The organism is Nonomuraea sp. NPDC026600 (assembly GCF_040638335.1).
Taxonomy (GTDB): Bacteria; Actinomycetota; Actinomycetes; order Streptosporangiales; family Streptosporangiaceae; genus Nonomuraea.
On sequence record NZ_JBEZYD010000016.1, the window covers coordinates 203,339 to 215,976 of the forward strand.

Annotated in this window: 11 protein-coding genes; 7 read left to right on the forward strand and 4 right to left on the reverse strand. The window is 70.8% G+C overall.

The window, feature by feature from the left end; genetic code table 11:
* Positions 1–32: 32 nt before the first annotated feature.
* Both AB0F17_RS32760 and AB0F17_RS32765 read right to left on the reverse strand, forming a co-directional pair.
* Complete coding sequence (locus AB0F17_RS32760) at positions 33–1,916, reverse strand: hypothetical protein (RefSeq protein ID WP_358030901.1); 1,884 nt, start codon at positions 1,914–1,916, stop codon at positions 33–35.
* Positions 1,913–2,815: a TIGR02996 domain-containing protein gene (locus tag AB0F17_RS32765; protein ID WP_358030904.1), complete on the reverse strand. Its 903-nt coding sequence runs from the start codon at positions 2,813–2,815 to the stop codon at positions 1,913–1,915. The genes AB0F17_RS32760 and AB0F17_RS32765 overlap by 4 nt, the downstream gene beginning before the upstream one ends.
* 200 nt (positions 2,816–3,015) lie before the next feature.
* Between AB0F17_RS32765 and AB0F17_RS32770 the strand changes: the two genes are divergently transcribed.
* Together AB0F17_RS32770 and AB0F17_RS32775 are read left to right on the forward strand one after the other, a co-directional pair.
* Positions 3,016–4,305: a DUF6745 domain-containing protein gene (locus tag AB0F17_RS32770; RefSeq protein WP_358030907.1), complete on the forward strand. Its 1,290-nt coding sequence runs from the start codon at positions 3,016–3,018 to the stop codon at positions 4,303–4,305.
* Between the two features lie 12 nt (positions 4,306–4,317).
* The gene (locus tag AB0F17_RS32775; protein WP_358030909.1) at positions 4,318–4,722 is read left to right on the forward strand and encodes a hypothetical protein; all 405 of its coding nucleotides are present in this window, start codon (positions 4,318–4,320) and stop codon (positions 4,720–4,722) included.
* A 40-nt stretch (positions 4,723–4,762) separates the two neighbouring features.
* Here the strand turns inward: AB0F17_RS32775 and AB0F17_RS32780 are convergent, their stop codons facing one another.
* On the reverse strand, positions 4,763–5,455 hold the full coding sequence (locus tag AB0F17_RS32780; protein ID WP_358030911.1) for a GntR family transcriptional regulator: 693 nt from the start codon (positions 5,453–5,455) through the stop codon (positions 4,763–4,765).
* Between the two features lie 55 nt (positions 5,456–5,510).
* On the opposite strand from AB0F17_RS32780, the gene glyA reads away from it, so the two are divergent.
* The 5 genes from glyA to AB0F17_RS32805 are packed head-to-tail and all read left to right on the forward strand — an operon-like array spanning position 5,511 to position 11,717.
* Complete coding sequence (gene glyA, locus AB0F17_RS32785) at positions 5,511–6,815, forward strand: serine hydroxymethyltransferase (RefSeq protein WP_358030913.1); 1,305 nt, start codon at positions 5,511–5,513, stop codon at positions 6,813–6,815.
* A 1-nt stretch (position 6,816) separates the two neighbouring features.
* The gene (locus tag AB0F17_RS32790) at positions 6,817–8,034 is read left to right on the forward strand and encodes a sarcosine oxidase subunit beta family protein (protein WP_358030916.1); all 1,218 of its coding nucleotides are present in this window, start codon (positions 6,817–6,819) and stop codon (positions 8,032–8,034) included.
* A gap of 29 nt (positions 8,035–8,063) precedes the next feature.
* A complete protein-coding gene (locus AB0F17_RS32795) occupies positions 8,064–8,327 on the forward strand; it encodes a sarcosine oxidase subunit delta (protein WP_358030919.1) in 264 nt (87 codons plus the stop codon).
* A complete protein-coding gene (locus AB0F17_RS32800; protein WP_358030922.1) occupies positions 8,324–11,119 on the forward strand; it encodes a 2Fe-2S iron-sulfur cluster-binding protein in 2,796 nt (931 codons plus the stop codon). Before AB0F17_RS32795 ends, AB0F17_RS32800 begins: the two co-directional genes overlap by 4 nt.
* Complete coding sequence (locus AB0F17_RS32805; protein WP_358030925.1) at positions 11,112–11,717, forward strand: sarcosine oxidase subunit gamma family protein; 606 nt, start codon at positions 11,112–11,114, stop codon at positions 11,715–11,717. Before AB0F17_RS32800 ends, AB0F17_RS32805 begins: the two co-directional genes overlap by 8 nt.
* Positions 11,718–11,785: 68 nt before the next feature.
* Here AB0F17_RS32805 and AB0F17_RS32810 read toward each other — a convergent pair whose 3' ends face one another.
* A complete protein-coding gene (locus tag AB0F17_RS32810; protein WP_358030928.1) occupies positions 11,786–12,547 on the reverse strand; it encodes a GntR family transcriptional regulator in 762 nt (253 codons plus the stop codon).
* Between the last annotated feature and the right edge of the window lie 91 nt (positions 12,548–12,638).

The window sequence follows — 12,638 nt, forward strand, 5'->3', positions numbered from 1 at the left end:
GGCTCCGCAACTCGTACGAAAAGCCTCGTCGCTTAGTCGTCCTCGTCGTCCCAGTCGTCATCGTCGTCGTCCCACAGGTCGCTGGGCGGCAGCGGGTTCTCGTCGTCGATGAGGGAATCGTCCACCGAGCGCCGCCAGGCGCGGCTCTCGTCCGGGTCGGCCCACTGCTCCTCGGTGATCCGCGGGATGGGGATGGTGGCCAGCCGGTGGTCGACCATCCAGGAGTTGCGGAAGAAGTCGAACGTGAGGTGGTAGCAGTCGGCGGACTCGGTGTAGATGATCGGTGGGACGAGGAACTGCGCCACGCCGACCTTGGCCGCGACGATCACGTAGTCCTCGGGGATGGATTCGTCGTTCCAGCAGGCGGCGAAGTTCACCGGCGTGAGGGCGTCCTTGCCGAGCACGTGGATGAGGTTGTCCTGGACGACGAACTGGTCCGGGTCGAGGGCCACGTCCTCGCCGAGCATGAGGATCGGCGCGGGCAGGATGTGCGCTTGGGCGAAGGACTGCGCCTCGCCGTAAAGCCCGATGATCTCGTCGTGGCGCGTGGGGTCGTAGCGTCCGGAGGCGTGGAACGGGCAGCAGATCGGGCCGTTGGGCCGCTCCGGCTCGGGGAAGAACGCGGACTTGTCCACCCGCGTCATGGCGGATCCGCTGTGCCGGGCCCGCAGGAACTCCGGGATCCAGCCGGCGTTGTCGGACTCGATCACCTCTGTCCGGCAGAGCGCCCGGAACGCGGTGTCGCCGAGCTTGCAGTTGAAGTAGTCGAGAAGGGTGAGCGCCGCGCACTCCGCCAGCGACAACGTGCCGGTCTTGGCGAACCAGAAGTCGTAGCCGTTGGCCACGAAGTGCACCCCGCGAAACTCCTTGTGCACGAAGGTCTCGCGGGTGGGGCCCTCCCCCAAGCCGCTCCAGTGGGCGGCCGCCACCTGGTTGTAGTACGCGTCGGCGTGCCGGGCCAGCTCCGGCGCGAACACACTCTCACCGGTCAGGTAGCACGCCTTGCTGAACAGCTCACCGATCTCCGGCGCCTCGGTGACCTCGTCGGCGGTGAAGATGAGTTCGGTTCGCAGGAACACCTTGCGGCCGTCGCGGTAGGGGGCGCCCTCGTGCTCGTACCGCTGATCGAAGATCACACACGTGAAGTCGCCGATCTCGCTGAGCGCGGCACCGCCGACCAGGTCCAGCGCCGGCGACCCCGTGCCACCGGTCAGGTACAGCAGCACCGTGTACCGGGAGATGTGCCGCCGTGCCGCGTCGAAGTACGGCGTGTCCCGGTGCCGGTGGAAGTTCGCGTCACCGGGCTCGAACCGGTTGCACCTGAACACCGGGTTCACATGCGAGAACCCCTCTGCCGTCGCCAGCGGCAACGCGTCGGCCACCGCCGCGGTCAACGCCTCGGCCAGCAGCGCCGAGTGGAAGATGAACCGTTGACCACCCCGGGACGCGGCGTTCAGCGGCGGCACGTACAGGTTCAACTCGTCCAGCTGCGCCAGCCGGGCCTGAGCCTGCGCCGGCATCCGCAGCGCGAACGAGAACACCCCCTCCGCGTGCTCCGCCCACCCGGCCGGCTCCGCCTCCAACGGCACGTCCTCGAACAGGCGGTCCAGCGGGACGATGTTCTCGAACGTGCGGAACGACAACTCGTGCGGATCCACGAACACCGCCGCCAGGTACGGCACGTCCGCGCTCGGCCGGGCGAACAGATCCCGCACCCGCTCGTCGATGCGCTCGGCATCGATGAACCGCACCGCCTTGAACCGCGCCGACGGATGCCAGGAGATGTCCAATCCGTCCACCGTCGCGGCCGGCTCGGCGTCGGTCGCGTCCACCTCCGCCCGATACCGGGCGGCCTCCTCGGCGGGCACATCCCCGGTCGACAGGACGAAGAACCGATCCCGAAGCTCGATACTCACATGCACCTCCACAAACCGCGCAGCTCCGACGGAAGATTCGCGGCATGCGCCAGTTTCCGCACACCGTCCTGGCCCACATCGGAGTCGTACAGCCACAGCCGCGTGAGGGATCCGACGAACGGGGCGGCGAGCAGGGCCTCCGCACCCGCCTCGCCGATGTCGTTGTACCGCAGGTCGAGCTCGGTCAGCTCCGGGAACCCATGCAGGGAGCGCACGCCCTCGGCGGTCACCCTGTTGCGCTGCAGATGCAGGTGGCGCAGTCCGCCCAGGTACGGGGACGCCGCGAGGGCCGCCAGACCGGCGTCGCCGATACGGCAGTACCGCAGTTCCAGCGCCCGCAGCCGGTCCGTACGGAGCGAGGCGGCGAGGATCTCGGCGCCGTCGGAGCCGAGATCCAGATAGGAGAGGTCAAGCCGGACGAGTCGCCCGACATCCAGTCCGTCGAAAACCTGCGTGTCCACGCGCCCGGAGCCCGCCTCGGCCCCCGGGCCGTTCTCCCACTCGTCCTCGTCCCAGTCGTCATCCTCGTCGGTCTCCGCGTCCAGCGCGATTCTCAGCGTGGTGACGAACCGGCCGCGCAGCACCTGCTCCACGACCTCGCGGACATCGTCCGACCACGGAACGGCCACCTCGGCGGCGAAGCCGTACCGGCGCGCCAGCACACGCGCCGTCGCCGGCAACCCGTCGCCCCATCCGTCCTCGTGCTCCGCGACGAGGTCGGCGATCTCACGCTCCACGGCTGGGCGATCGGCGGGGCGGGTATGCGCCAGGCGCTGCTCGAGGCGGATCAGCGTGCCTCTGGCGTCGCCCTGCTCCAGCAGCCAGTCGCTGTAGGCCCACCACGAGGCGAGGTCATCGGGATGAGCGCGTAACGCGTCTTCGACGGCGGTCACTTGCATTCGTACGAATGTACGGAGATCGGCAGATGTGTCAAGGCGCCACACACCATCAGCAAACGGACCCCGAGTGACCTCGCGGGCAGGTATCGTGCTGCGCCAGGTACATGATCGCTGACGTGGACAGCCCCCACGCGGCCCGGTGTACATCGCGGCGTCCTCGGGCGGAGTCAAGAGGCCCGCTTCAGTTGGAGGTCTCCACCGTGCATCCACCGGATCCAGCCCGTTCGACGCCCGGCGAGCGGGAGGCGCCGCGTACGCCCCGGGCCGAGCGCGACCGGGACGACACTGCCGCCGAGAGGCGGGCGTGGGAGTCCGCCGCCCGCGCCTGCTACCAGGAGATCGGGGTCCCGTTCCCGGAACGGCTCGTGTGGGTGTCCTCACCACTCGCCGGCGCGTTCGCCGCACCGATCGCCGCCTGCCTGAGCACCGGCCACCGCAACAACCGCGTCCTGGACTCCGTCTACCGCGTGGTGGACGACACCGCCGGCGAGACCGTCGGCCACGCCGTGCGCGCCGCCGTCCAGGCCGCGGCCGGCGGCGCGGTGAGCGATCCGGTGCACGGCGCGGCGGCCACCGCCCTGCACACCCAGATCTCCTCGACGATGCACGCCGCGATGGTCTCGGCGGTGCGGGACCCGGCGCACGTCACGCCCGCCCGCGAGGAGATCCGGCAGGTGCCCACCGGCGCGTTGGCCACGGTCGCCAGAGCATCGGACACGGCCGTGCGGGCAGCGGTGGACGCGGCGGTGGGCGGCCCGCGACAGGATACGATCCGCGGCGAGGTGCGCCGGCTGTGGCGGGCCCACCTGGCGTGCCAGCGGTCCGACATTTGGCTGACCCTGGTCGACCGCCTCAGGCAGGACGCGGTCCCGCCGCTGGAGGAGGACCGGTCGTGGTGGATCCTCGCGGAGCAGGCCGCGGCGCGATTCGCGCCGGCCGGCTGGTGGTGGTGGCCCTTCCTCGACTTCGTCATGCTCTGTCCGCGCCCGGCCGAGCTGCACCTCGAGCAGGTCGGTGAGGACGACCGGGCCACACACCGGCCGCACCGCGCCGACGGCCCCGCGGTCGGCTGGGCCGACGGGTTCGGGTTGTACTTCTGGCACGGCACCCACGTCACCCAGGCCGTCATCGACGACACCCTCACCGCCGACGAGATCCTCCGCGAGACCAATGCCGAGATCCGCCGCTGCGCCATCGAACGCCGCGGCTGGGACCGCTTCATCGCCGAGGCCCGCCTCGCCCAGGTCGGTCCCGCCGTACCCGACCCCGGCAATCCCGGTCAGACCCTCACCCTGCACGACGTCCCCGCGGACATCTACACCACACACGTGCGGGTCCTGCTGTGCACCAACGGCACCGTCGAACGGGACGGCACCCGCCGCCGCTTCGGCCTCACCGTGCCCGCCGACTGCACCGACCCCCTTGAGGCCGCCGCCTGGACCTACGGCCTCACCTCGGCGCAGTACACCACGGCCCAACGACGATCCTAGGAGCCCGAGAAGATGCCCACCATCGAACAGGCCATCGCCATCTTCGGCGTCACCATCGACGAGCACCTCGACCGGCAGGCCGAGATCCCCATCCTGTCCGGCCTGCAGTTCCAGGGCGATGTCGCCGTCGTACCGGCCAACCGGGAACCGGCCCGCACCCCCGTCCCCGAGACCGGCGTTCCGATCGTCCGCGGTGAGGCCGGGGCCAACACCCACCTCCTGCTAGCCACCGGCAAGGCGTTCTTCGCTCCGGAGCGCACCGCCGCCGGACTGGTGCTCGGTGTGCTGACCGTCGCGGAGGAGGCGACCGCCTACCTCGCCCACCCCGAACACGCCTTCACCGGCATCGCACCGGGCACCTACGAGCTGCGGCGCCAGCGCGAGCAGGCCGACCAAACCCGGCTCGTCGCCGACTGAAGGAGCGTCCGGCGGGTTCCGTGGTAAACGCCGCCGGCGGCTACAGCAGGGTGCGCACCTGTTGCTCGAAGCCCTCGACGTGGTCCCGGGCGTGCGATGCCGCGCCGTCGGCGTCGCCGGCGACGATGGCTCGTAGCAAGGGTCCGTGCCCCTGGATGTGCGTGGCGATCTCTGGGATCTGGTCGAGCAGCAGGCACCAGATGCGGGTGGCGAGATTGTCGTACCGGAGCAGAGTGTCTTGCAGGTGGGGGTTGTGGGTTGAGTCGTAGACCGCGCGGTGGATCTTCAGGTCCGCACGTATGAGCTCCCTGGACGGGATCGCGGCCGTATCCAGCTCGGCCACGCTGTCCGCCAGGGCGGTCAGGATCTCGCGCTCGGCGGGGCGGGCTCGTCTCGCCGCGTGAGCCGCGGCGGCCGGCTCCAGGAGAAGCCGGACCTCCGAGATATGGGCGAGGTCGGTGATGTGCACCTCGGTGGCGAAGGTCCCCCGACGCGGGAACGCGACCACCAGCCGGTCGGTCTCGAGCCGCTTCAGCGCCTCGCGGACCGGCGTTCGGCCAAGCCCGAGCTCGAGGGCGAGGTGCTGCTCGTTGATCGGTGCGCCCGGCCGGATGTCCAGCATCACCAGCCGGTCGCGGATCTCCCGATAGGCCTGGTCGGACATCGACGATGAGCTCGCCGGACCCCCTACCAGGCCGGGAGTCTGTGCCTGGTGGTTGACAGTGGACGTCATGGTGTCTAGCGTAACAGACGCTTGATATATCAGATGTATGTCACGGAGGCTGTCCATGAATCGTGCCGAACGTGTCCTCAGTTCACCGATCGCCGATGTGGACCCTGAGATCGCGAAGGCCATTGACGACGAACTGGTTCGCCAGCAGTCGACGCTGGAGATGATCGCCTCGGAGAACTTCGCTCCGATCTCCGTGATGCAGGCGCAGGGCTCGGTCCTGACCAACAAGTACGCCGAGGGCTATCCGGGCCGGCGCTACTACGGAGGCTGCGAGCACGTAGACGTGATCGAGCGACTCGCGATCGACCGGGTCAAGGCGTTGTTCGGGGCGGAGGCGGCCAACGTGCAGCCTCATTCGGGGGCACAGGCCAACGCGGCCGCGATGGTCGCCCTGCTCGATCCCGGCGACACCATCCTCGGCCTCGACCTGGCGCACGGTGGCCACCTCACCCACGGCATGAGGCTCAACTTCTCCGGCAAGCTGTACAACGTCGTGCCCTACCACGTGCGCGAATCCGACCACCAGGTCGACATGGCGGAGGTGGAGCGGCTGGCCGTGGAGCACCGGCCGCGCATGATCGTCGCCGGCTGGTCGGCGTACCCGCGCCAGTTGGACTTCGCCGAGTTCCGGCGGATCGCCGACCTCGTGGGCGCCTACCTGATGGTGGACATGGCCCACTTCGCCGGGCTGGTCGCCGCGGGTCTCCACCCGAGCCCCGTGCCGTACGCGGACGTCGTCACGACCACGACCCACAAGACCCTCGGCGGGCCGCGCGGCGGGGTGATCCTCAGCAAGGCCGAGCTGGCCAAGAAGATCAACAGCGCCGTCTTCCCCGGTCAGCAGGGCGGACCGCTCGAGCACGTCATCGCCGCCAAGGCGGTGGCCTTCGGGATCGCCGCGTCCGCCGAGTTCCGTGAGCGTCAGGAGCGCACCCTGGCCGGCGCCCGGATCCTGGCCGAGCGGCTGCTCGGCCAGGACGTCGCCGCGGCCGGCGCCACCGTGCTCACCGGCGGCACGGACGTCCACCTCGTGCTCGTCGACCTGCGCCACTCCGCCCTGGACGGCCAGCAGGGTGAGGACCGCCTCCACCGGGTCGGCATCACCGTCAACCGCAACGCCGTCCCCTTCGACCCGCGTCCGCCGATGGTCTCTTCGGGCCTGCGGATCGGCACGCCCGCGCTGGCCACCCGTGGCTTCGACGAGACCGCGTTCGCCGAGGTGGCCGACGTCATCGCCGCGGCGCTGGCCCCCGAACTGCCGGATGCCGACATCGCGGCACTCCGCGCCCGCGTGGAGAAGCTGGCAGCGGCGTTCCCGCTCTACCCGAACCTGGCTCCCCTGGCCGGATCGGGGGCCTGAGATGGCCGACCTGCTCCCGGAGCACCCGGACTTCCTCTGGCGCAACCCCGACCCGAAGCCGTCCTACGACGCCGTTGTGGTCGGTGGCGGCGGGCACGGGCTCGCCACGGCGTACTACCTGGCCAAGAACCACGGCCTCACCAACGTCGCCCTGCTCGAGAAGGGGTGGCTGGCCGGCGGCAACATGGCCCGCAACACCACGATCATCCGCTCCAACTACCTCTGGGACGAGAGCGCGGCGATCTACGAGCGCGCGCTCAAGCTCTGGGAGGGGCTGCCGGAGGAGCTCGACTACGACTTCCTGTTCAGTCAGCGCGGCGTTCTCAACCTGGCCCACACCCTCTCCGACGTCCGCGAGAGCGTGCGCCGGGTCGAGGCCAACAAGCTCAACGGCGTCGACGCGGAGTGGCTCTCCCCCGAGGAGGTCGCCAAGATCTGCCCGATCGTCAACGTGTCCCAGAACGTGCGCTACCCGGTGCTCGGCGCCACCTACCAGCCGCGCGCCGGCATCGCCAAGCACGACCACGTCGCCTGGGCCTTCGCCCGCGCCTGTGACCGCATGGGCATCGACCTGATCCAGAACTGTCAGGTCACCGGCTTCGCCAAGGACGGTGACCGCGTGGTCGGCGTCGAGACCACCCGCGGCCGGATCGCCACCGGAACCGTCGGCCTCGCCGCCGCCGGCCACAGCAGCGTGCTCGCCGAACTCGCCGGCTTCCGCCTGCCGATCCAGTCCCACCCGCTGCAGGCGCTGGTCTCCGAACTCTACGAGCCGGTCCATCCCACCGTGGTCATGTCCAACCACGTGCACGTCTACGTCTCGCAGGCGCACAAGGGCGAGCTGGTGATGGGCGCCGGTGTCGACTCCTACAACGGCTACGGCCAGCGCGGCTCGTTCCACGTGATCGAGCACCAGATGGCCGCCGCGGTGGAGCTCTTCCCGATCTTCGCCCGCGCCCACGTGCTGCGCACCTGGGGCGGCATCGTCGACGTCACCATGGACGCCTCGCCCATCATCGGCCGCACCCCGGTCGAGGGCCTCTACGTCAACTGCGGCTGGGGAACCGGTGGCTTCAAGGCCACGCCCGCCGCCGGATGGGCCCTCGCCCACACCATGGCCACCGGCGAGCCGCACGAGCTCAACCGTCCGTTCGCGCTGGACCGTTTCGTCACCGGCGCCCTCATCGACGAGCACGGCGCCGCCGCCGTCGCCCACTGACCCCTTAGCCGCGCAGACCAGGAATCGCCATGCTGCTGATCACGTGCCCGTGGTGCGGGCCCCGCGACGAGACCGAGTTCCAGTACGGCGGACAGGCCCACGTCGCCTACCCCGAGGACCCGTCGGCGCTGTCGGACGAGGAGTGGGCGTCGTACCTCTTCTATCGCGACAATCCCGCGGGCCGCTTCCGCGAGCGGTGGGTGCACAACGTCGGCTGCCGCAAGTGGTTCAACGCCGTCCGCGACACCCGCAGCTACGAGATCCTCGAGACCTACACGGGAGCGTCCCGATGAGCCGGACCAACCGCCTCGCCGCCGGCGGCCGGATCGACCGCGGCCAGGTGCTCACCTTCACCGTCGACGGGCAGGACTACGCCGGCCACCCCGGCGACACCGTCGCGTCGGCGCTCCTCGCGGCCGGCCGGATCAGGGTCGGCGACTCCATCTACCAAGGCCGCCCACGGGGCATCTTCTCGGCCGGGGTGGAGGAGCCGAACGCGCTGCTGCAGGTCGGCGCCGAGATCTCCGAGCCGATGGTGCCCGCCACCGTCCGGCCGCTCGTCGACGGGCTCTCGGCCCGCACCCTCTCCGGGCTCGGCGTGCTCGACCCGACGCCCGACACCGCGGGCTACGACAAGCGCTTCACCCACGCCGACGTGCTCGTCGTCGGCGCCGGCCCGGCGGGCCTGTGCGCCGCGCTGGCCGCCGGCCGCTCCGGGGCCCGGGTGGTGCTCATCGACGACCAGCCCGAGCCGGGCGGCTCGCTGCTCTCCGCGAGCGGCGAGACCGTCGACGGGCGGCCCGCGCTCGCATGGGTGGCCGAGGTCGCCCAGGAGCTGGCGTCGCTGCCAGAAGTCAGCGTGCTCACACGCACCAGCGCCTTCGGCTCCTACGACGACAACTACCTGCTCGCCGTCGAGCAGCGCACCGACCACCTCGGGCGTGCGGCTCCCGAAGAGGTGTCGCGGCAGCGGCTGCACCACGTGCGGGCCCGGCAGGTCGTGCTCGCCACCGGCGCTCACGAGCGGCCGATCGTCTTCGCCGGCAACGACCGCCCCGGCGTGATGCTGGCCGGCGCGGTACGCACCTACCTCAACCGGTACGCCGTCCGCCCGGGGGCGCGCGTCGTGGTGGCGACCACCAACGACTCCACCGCGCCGCTCGTCGAGGACCTCCGCTCCGCCGGGGTCGAGGTCGCCGCCGTGCTCGACGCCCGCACCGGCCCGTTCCTCAGCCACACGGTCGGCGAGGACCGGCTCACCGCCGTCATCACCGACGCCGGCGAGACCATCGAGTGCGACGTGCTCGCCGTCTCCGGCGGCTGGTCCCCGGTCGTCCACCTCCACAGCCAGCGCCAGGGCACGACACGATGGGACGACACCCTCGCGGCCTTCGTGCCCGCCGCCCTCGTCAAGAACCAGCAGGTCGCCGGCGCGGCCAACGGCACCTTCGAGCTGGCCGGAGCCCTGCGCGAGGGCGGCGAGGCCGGTGCGCGCGCGGCCACCGCGGCCGGTTTCACCGCCTCGCCGGTCACGCCCGCGGGCGCCGGGGGAACGGCCTACGGCGAGGTGAAGCAGGTCTGGCTGGTGCCCGGCCCCACCGACTCCTGGGAGGAGCACTTCGTCGACCTGCAGCGCGACCAGACCGTCGCGGACGTCCTGCGGGCGACCGGAGCCGGGCTGCGCAGCGTCGAGCACATCAAGCGCTACACCTCCGTCGGCACCGCCGCGGACCAGGGCAAGACCTCGGGCGTGAACACCCTCGGCGTCATCGCCGCGGCCCTGGGCGGCCCCGATGGCTCGGGCCCGGGCATCGGCGAGATCGGCACGACCACCTACCGCGCGCCGTACGCTCCCGTCTCCTTCGCCGCCCTCGCCGGGCGCGAGCGGGGCGACCTGTTCGACCCGAAGCGCACCACGCCAGTGCACTCCTGGCATGTCGCCCAGGGCGCGGAGTTCGAGATCGTGGGGCAGTGGCTGCGCCCGTGGTACTACCCGCGGGCCGGCGAGAGCATGGACGACGCCGTCGCCCGCGAGTGCCGCGCCGCGCGTACCGGTGTCGCCATGATGGACGCCTCCACCCTCGGCAAGATCGAGGTGCGGGGCACGGACGCCGGCGAGTTCCTCAACCGGGTCTACACCAACGCCTTCAAGAAGCTGCCTGTCGGCTCGGCCCGCTACGGGGTCATGTGCAAGCCCGACGGGATGATCTTCGACGACGGCGTCACCGTACGGCTGGCCGACGACCGCTACTTCATGACCACCACCACCGGCAACGCCGCGGCGGTGCTGGACCACCTGGAGGATTTCCTCCAGACCGAATGGCCCGGCCTCGACGTCACGGTGACCTCGGTCACCGAGCAGTGGACCACCGTCGCCGTCGTCGGGCCGAGGTCCCGTGAGGTCATCGGCCGGGTCGCGCCCGACCTCGACGCCTCCAACGAGGCGTTCCCGTTCATGACCTTCCGCGAGACCGTGCTGGCCTCGGGTGTCCCGGCCCGCATCTGCCGGATCTCGTTCTCCGGCGAGCTCGCCTTCGAGGTCAACGTGTCCGGATGGTACGGCCAAGCCGTCTGGGAGGAGATCCACACCGCCGGCGCGGACCTCGGCATCACCCCGTACGGCACCGAGACCATGCACGTGCTCCGCGCCGAGAAGGGCTATCCGATCATCGGCCAGGACACCGACGGCACGGTCACACCGCAGGATGCCGGTATGGAGTGGGTCGTGTCGAAGGTCAAGGACTTCATCGGCAAACGGTCCTTCCTCCGGGCCGACACGGCCCGCCCCGACCGCAAGCACCTGGTGGGCGTGCTGCCCGTCGACCGCGAGACGCGGCTGCCCGAGGGCACCCAGCTGGTCGCCCTCGGCACCCCGCTCGAGAACGTGCCTGTGCCGATGCTCGGCCACGTCACCTCGAGTTACCACAGCGAGGCGCTCGGCCGGCCCTTCGGGCTGGCGCTGATCGCCGACGGCCGCAACCGGATCGGCGAGGTGCTCCTCGCTCCGGTCGGTGACCGGACCGTTGAGGTCGAAGTGACCTCTTCCGTACTTTACGACCCCGAAGGGAGCCGGCGCGATGGCTGACCCCACCCCCCAGCTCGAGGCACTGCGCCGCAGCCCGCTCGCCCATCTGACCGACGCCCTCGCCACCGGCTCGGGCGAGGCGGTGGCGCTGGCCGAGGGGCCGTTCCTCAGCATGGTCTCCGTCCGGGTCGGGCCCGGATCGGCCGCGGCCGACCGGATCGGCCGGGTGCTGGACCTCGAACTGCCGCGGCGCTGCGGCGAGGTCGCGGCCGTGGGCCGCCACGCCGCGCTGTGGCTGGCCCCCGACGAGTGGCTCGTCGTCTCCACCGCGGCCCCTGTGGCGCTCGCCGACCAGCTCGAGACGGCGCTCGGCACCGACCGGGGCCAGGTGGTCGACGTCTCGGCGAACCGCACCGTCCTCGCGCTGACGGGCGAGCGGGCCCGGGAGGTGCTGGAGAAAGGCTGCCCTGCCGACCTGCACCCGCGGGCCTTCGGCCCCGGCTCAGCCGTGTCGACGACCCTGGCCAGGATCCCGGTGCTGCTGTGGCAGACCGGCCCGGCGGCGTACCGGGTCCTCCCGCGCTCCTCCTTCGCCGACTACATCGCACGCTGGCTCCTCGACGCGATGCGTGAGTACGCCGGCGAGCAGGCCCGCTGACACGGCTTCAATGGGGAGCAAGCCCTACCACCAGGCGCACGCCCGATGCTTGTGGGGCCGGCGCACCGTCATTCCGCGCTGAGTGGCCGGCCGTCGGCAGCGATGGGAGTCAGGCCGGTGGAGGAGGATCCACGGAGCGGGACGCCCTTGCCGGCCGCGGTTTCCACCGCGAGCTGGTCACGTATTCGAGCGGTGGCGTTGAGCAGGGACTCGTTGTTGACCCTGGCCGCTAACCCCGGCTCGTTGTTCCGCGCGGCCTCCAGGAGCTGTGCCTGGAACGACCACAGGGGCGTCTTGTCGTCCGCCGTCAGCGTCGCGCGAGCACCCACGATCTTGTACGACCGGCACCGCTCCCAGAGGGCCTGGATCGTGCTGACCAGGACGGGGTTGCCCGACGCCTGATAGAGAATGGTGAGCAGAGCCTCATCGTGGTCCAGCACGGCGATCGCCTGCTCCGCGTCGATCGCGGCGCGCATCTGGTCGTACTCCTGCTGCATCCTGTCGACGTCGGCCGGCTCGATGCTCTGCGCGCCGAGCCGCGCCGCCTCGACCTCCATGAGCCGGCGCACGTCGTACAGATGGGCCAGCTCCGTGAGACCCAGGCCTTTGACCACGGCGCCCTTGTGCGGCACCCGTTCGGCCAGGCCGGCTTCTTCGAGTCGCCGAATCGCCTCGCGCACCGGCATGACGCTGGTGCCGACCTGTGCGGCGAGGTCACGGATCCGCAGCCGATAGCCCGCCGGCATCTCGCCGTTCATGATCGCCGTGCGGATGGCTTTGAATACCTGATCGGTCAGCAGAGATGGTTCTTCAAGCTTCGGTAGAGACATGGCGTGCGAGGGGCCGATCCATCAAGGCTCGCTCCTCCATCTCCTTCCACTCGTCACGTGCGGGCGTCCACAGCATACGACCGGCGGTAGC

Excerpts from the sequence above, each read along its gene's own strand:
- AB0F17_RS32765 (WP_358030904.1), bottom strand. The coding sequence starts at position 2,815 with ATGCAAGTGACCGCCGTCGAAGACGCGTTACGCGCTCATCCCGATGAC.
- AB0F17_RS32775 (WP_358030909.1), top strand. The coding sequence starts at position 4,318 with ATGCCCACCATCGAACAGGCCATCGCCATCTTCGGCGTCACCATCGAC.
- AB0F17_RS32780 (WP_358030911.1), bottom strand. The coding sequence starts at position 5,455 with ATGACGTCCACTGTCAACCACCAGGCACAGACTCCCGGCCTGGTAGGG.
- glyA (WP_358030913.1), top strand. The coding sequence starts at position 5,511 with ATGAATCGTGCCGAACGTGTCCTCAGTTCACCGATCGCCGATGTGGAC.
- AB0F17_RS32790 (WP_358030916.1), top strand. The coding sequence starts at position 6,817 with ATGGCCGACCTGCTCCCGGAGCACCCGGACTTCCTCTGGCGCAACCCC.
- AB0F17_RS32795 (WP_358030919.1), top strand. The coding sequence starts at position 8,064 with ATGCTGCTGATCACGTGCCCGTGGTGCGGGCCCCGCGACGAGACCGAG.
- AB0F17_RS32800 (WP_358030922.1), top strand. The coding sequence starts at position 8,324 with ATGAGCCGGACCAACCGCCTCGCCGCCGGCGGCCGGATCGACCGCGGC.
- AB0F17_RS32805 (WP_358030925.1), top strand. The coding sequence starts at position 11,112 with ATGGCTGACCCCACCCCCCAGCTCGAGGCACTGCGCCGCAGCCCGCTC.
- AB0F17_RS32810 (WP_358030928.1), bottom strand. The coding sequence starts at position 12,547 with ATGTCTCTACCGAAGCTTGAAGAACCATCTCTGCTGACCGATCAGGTA.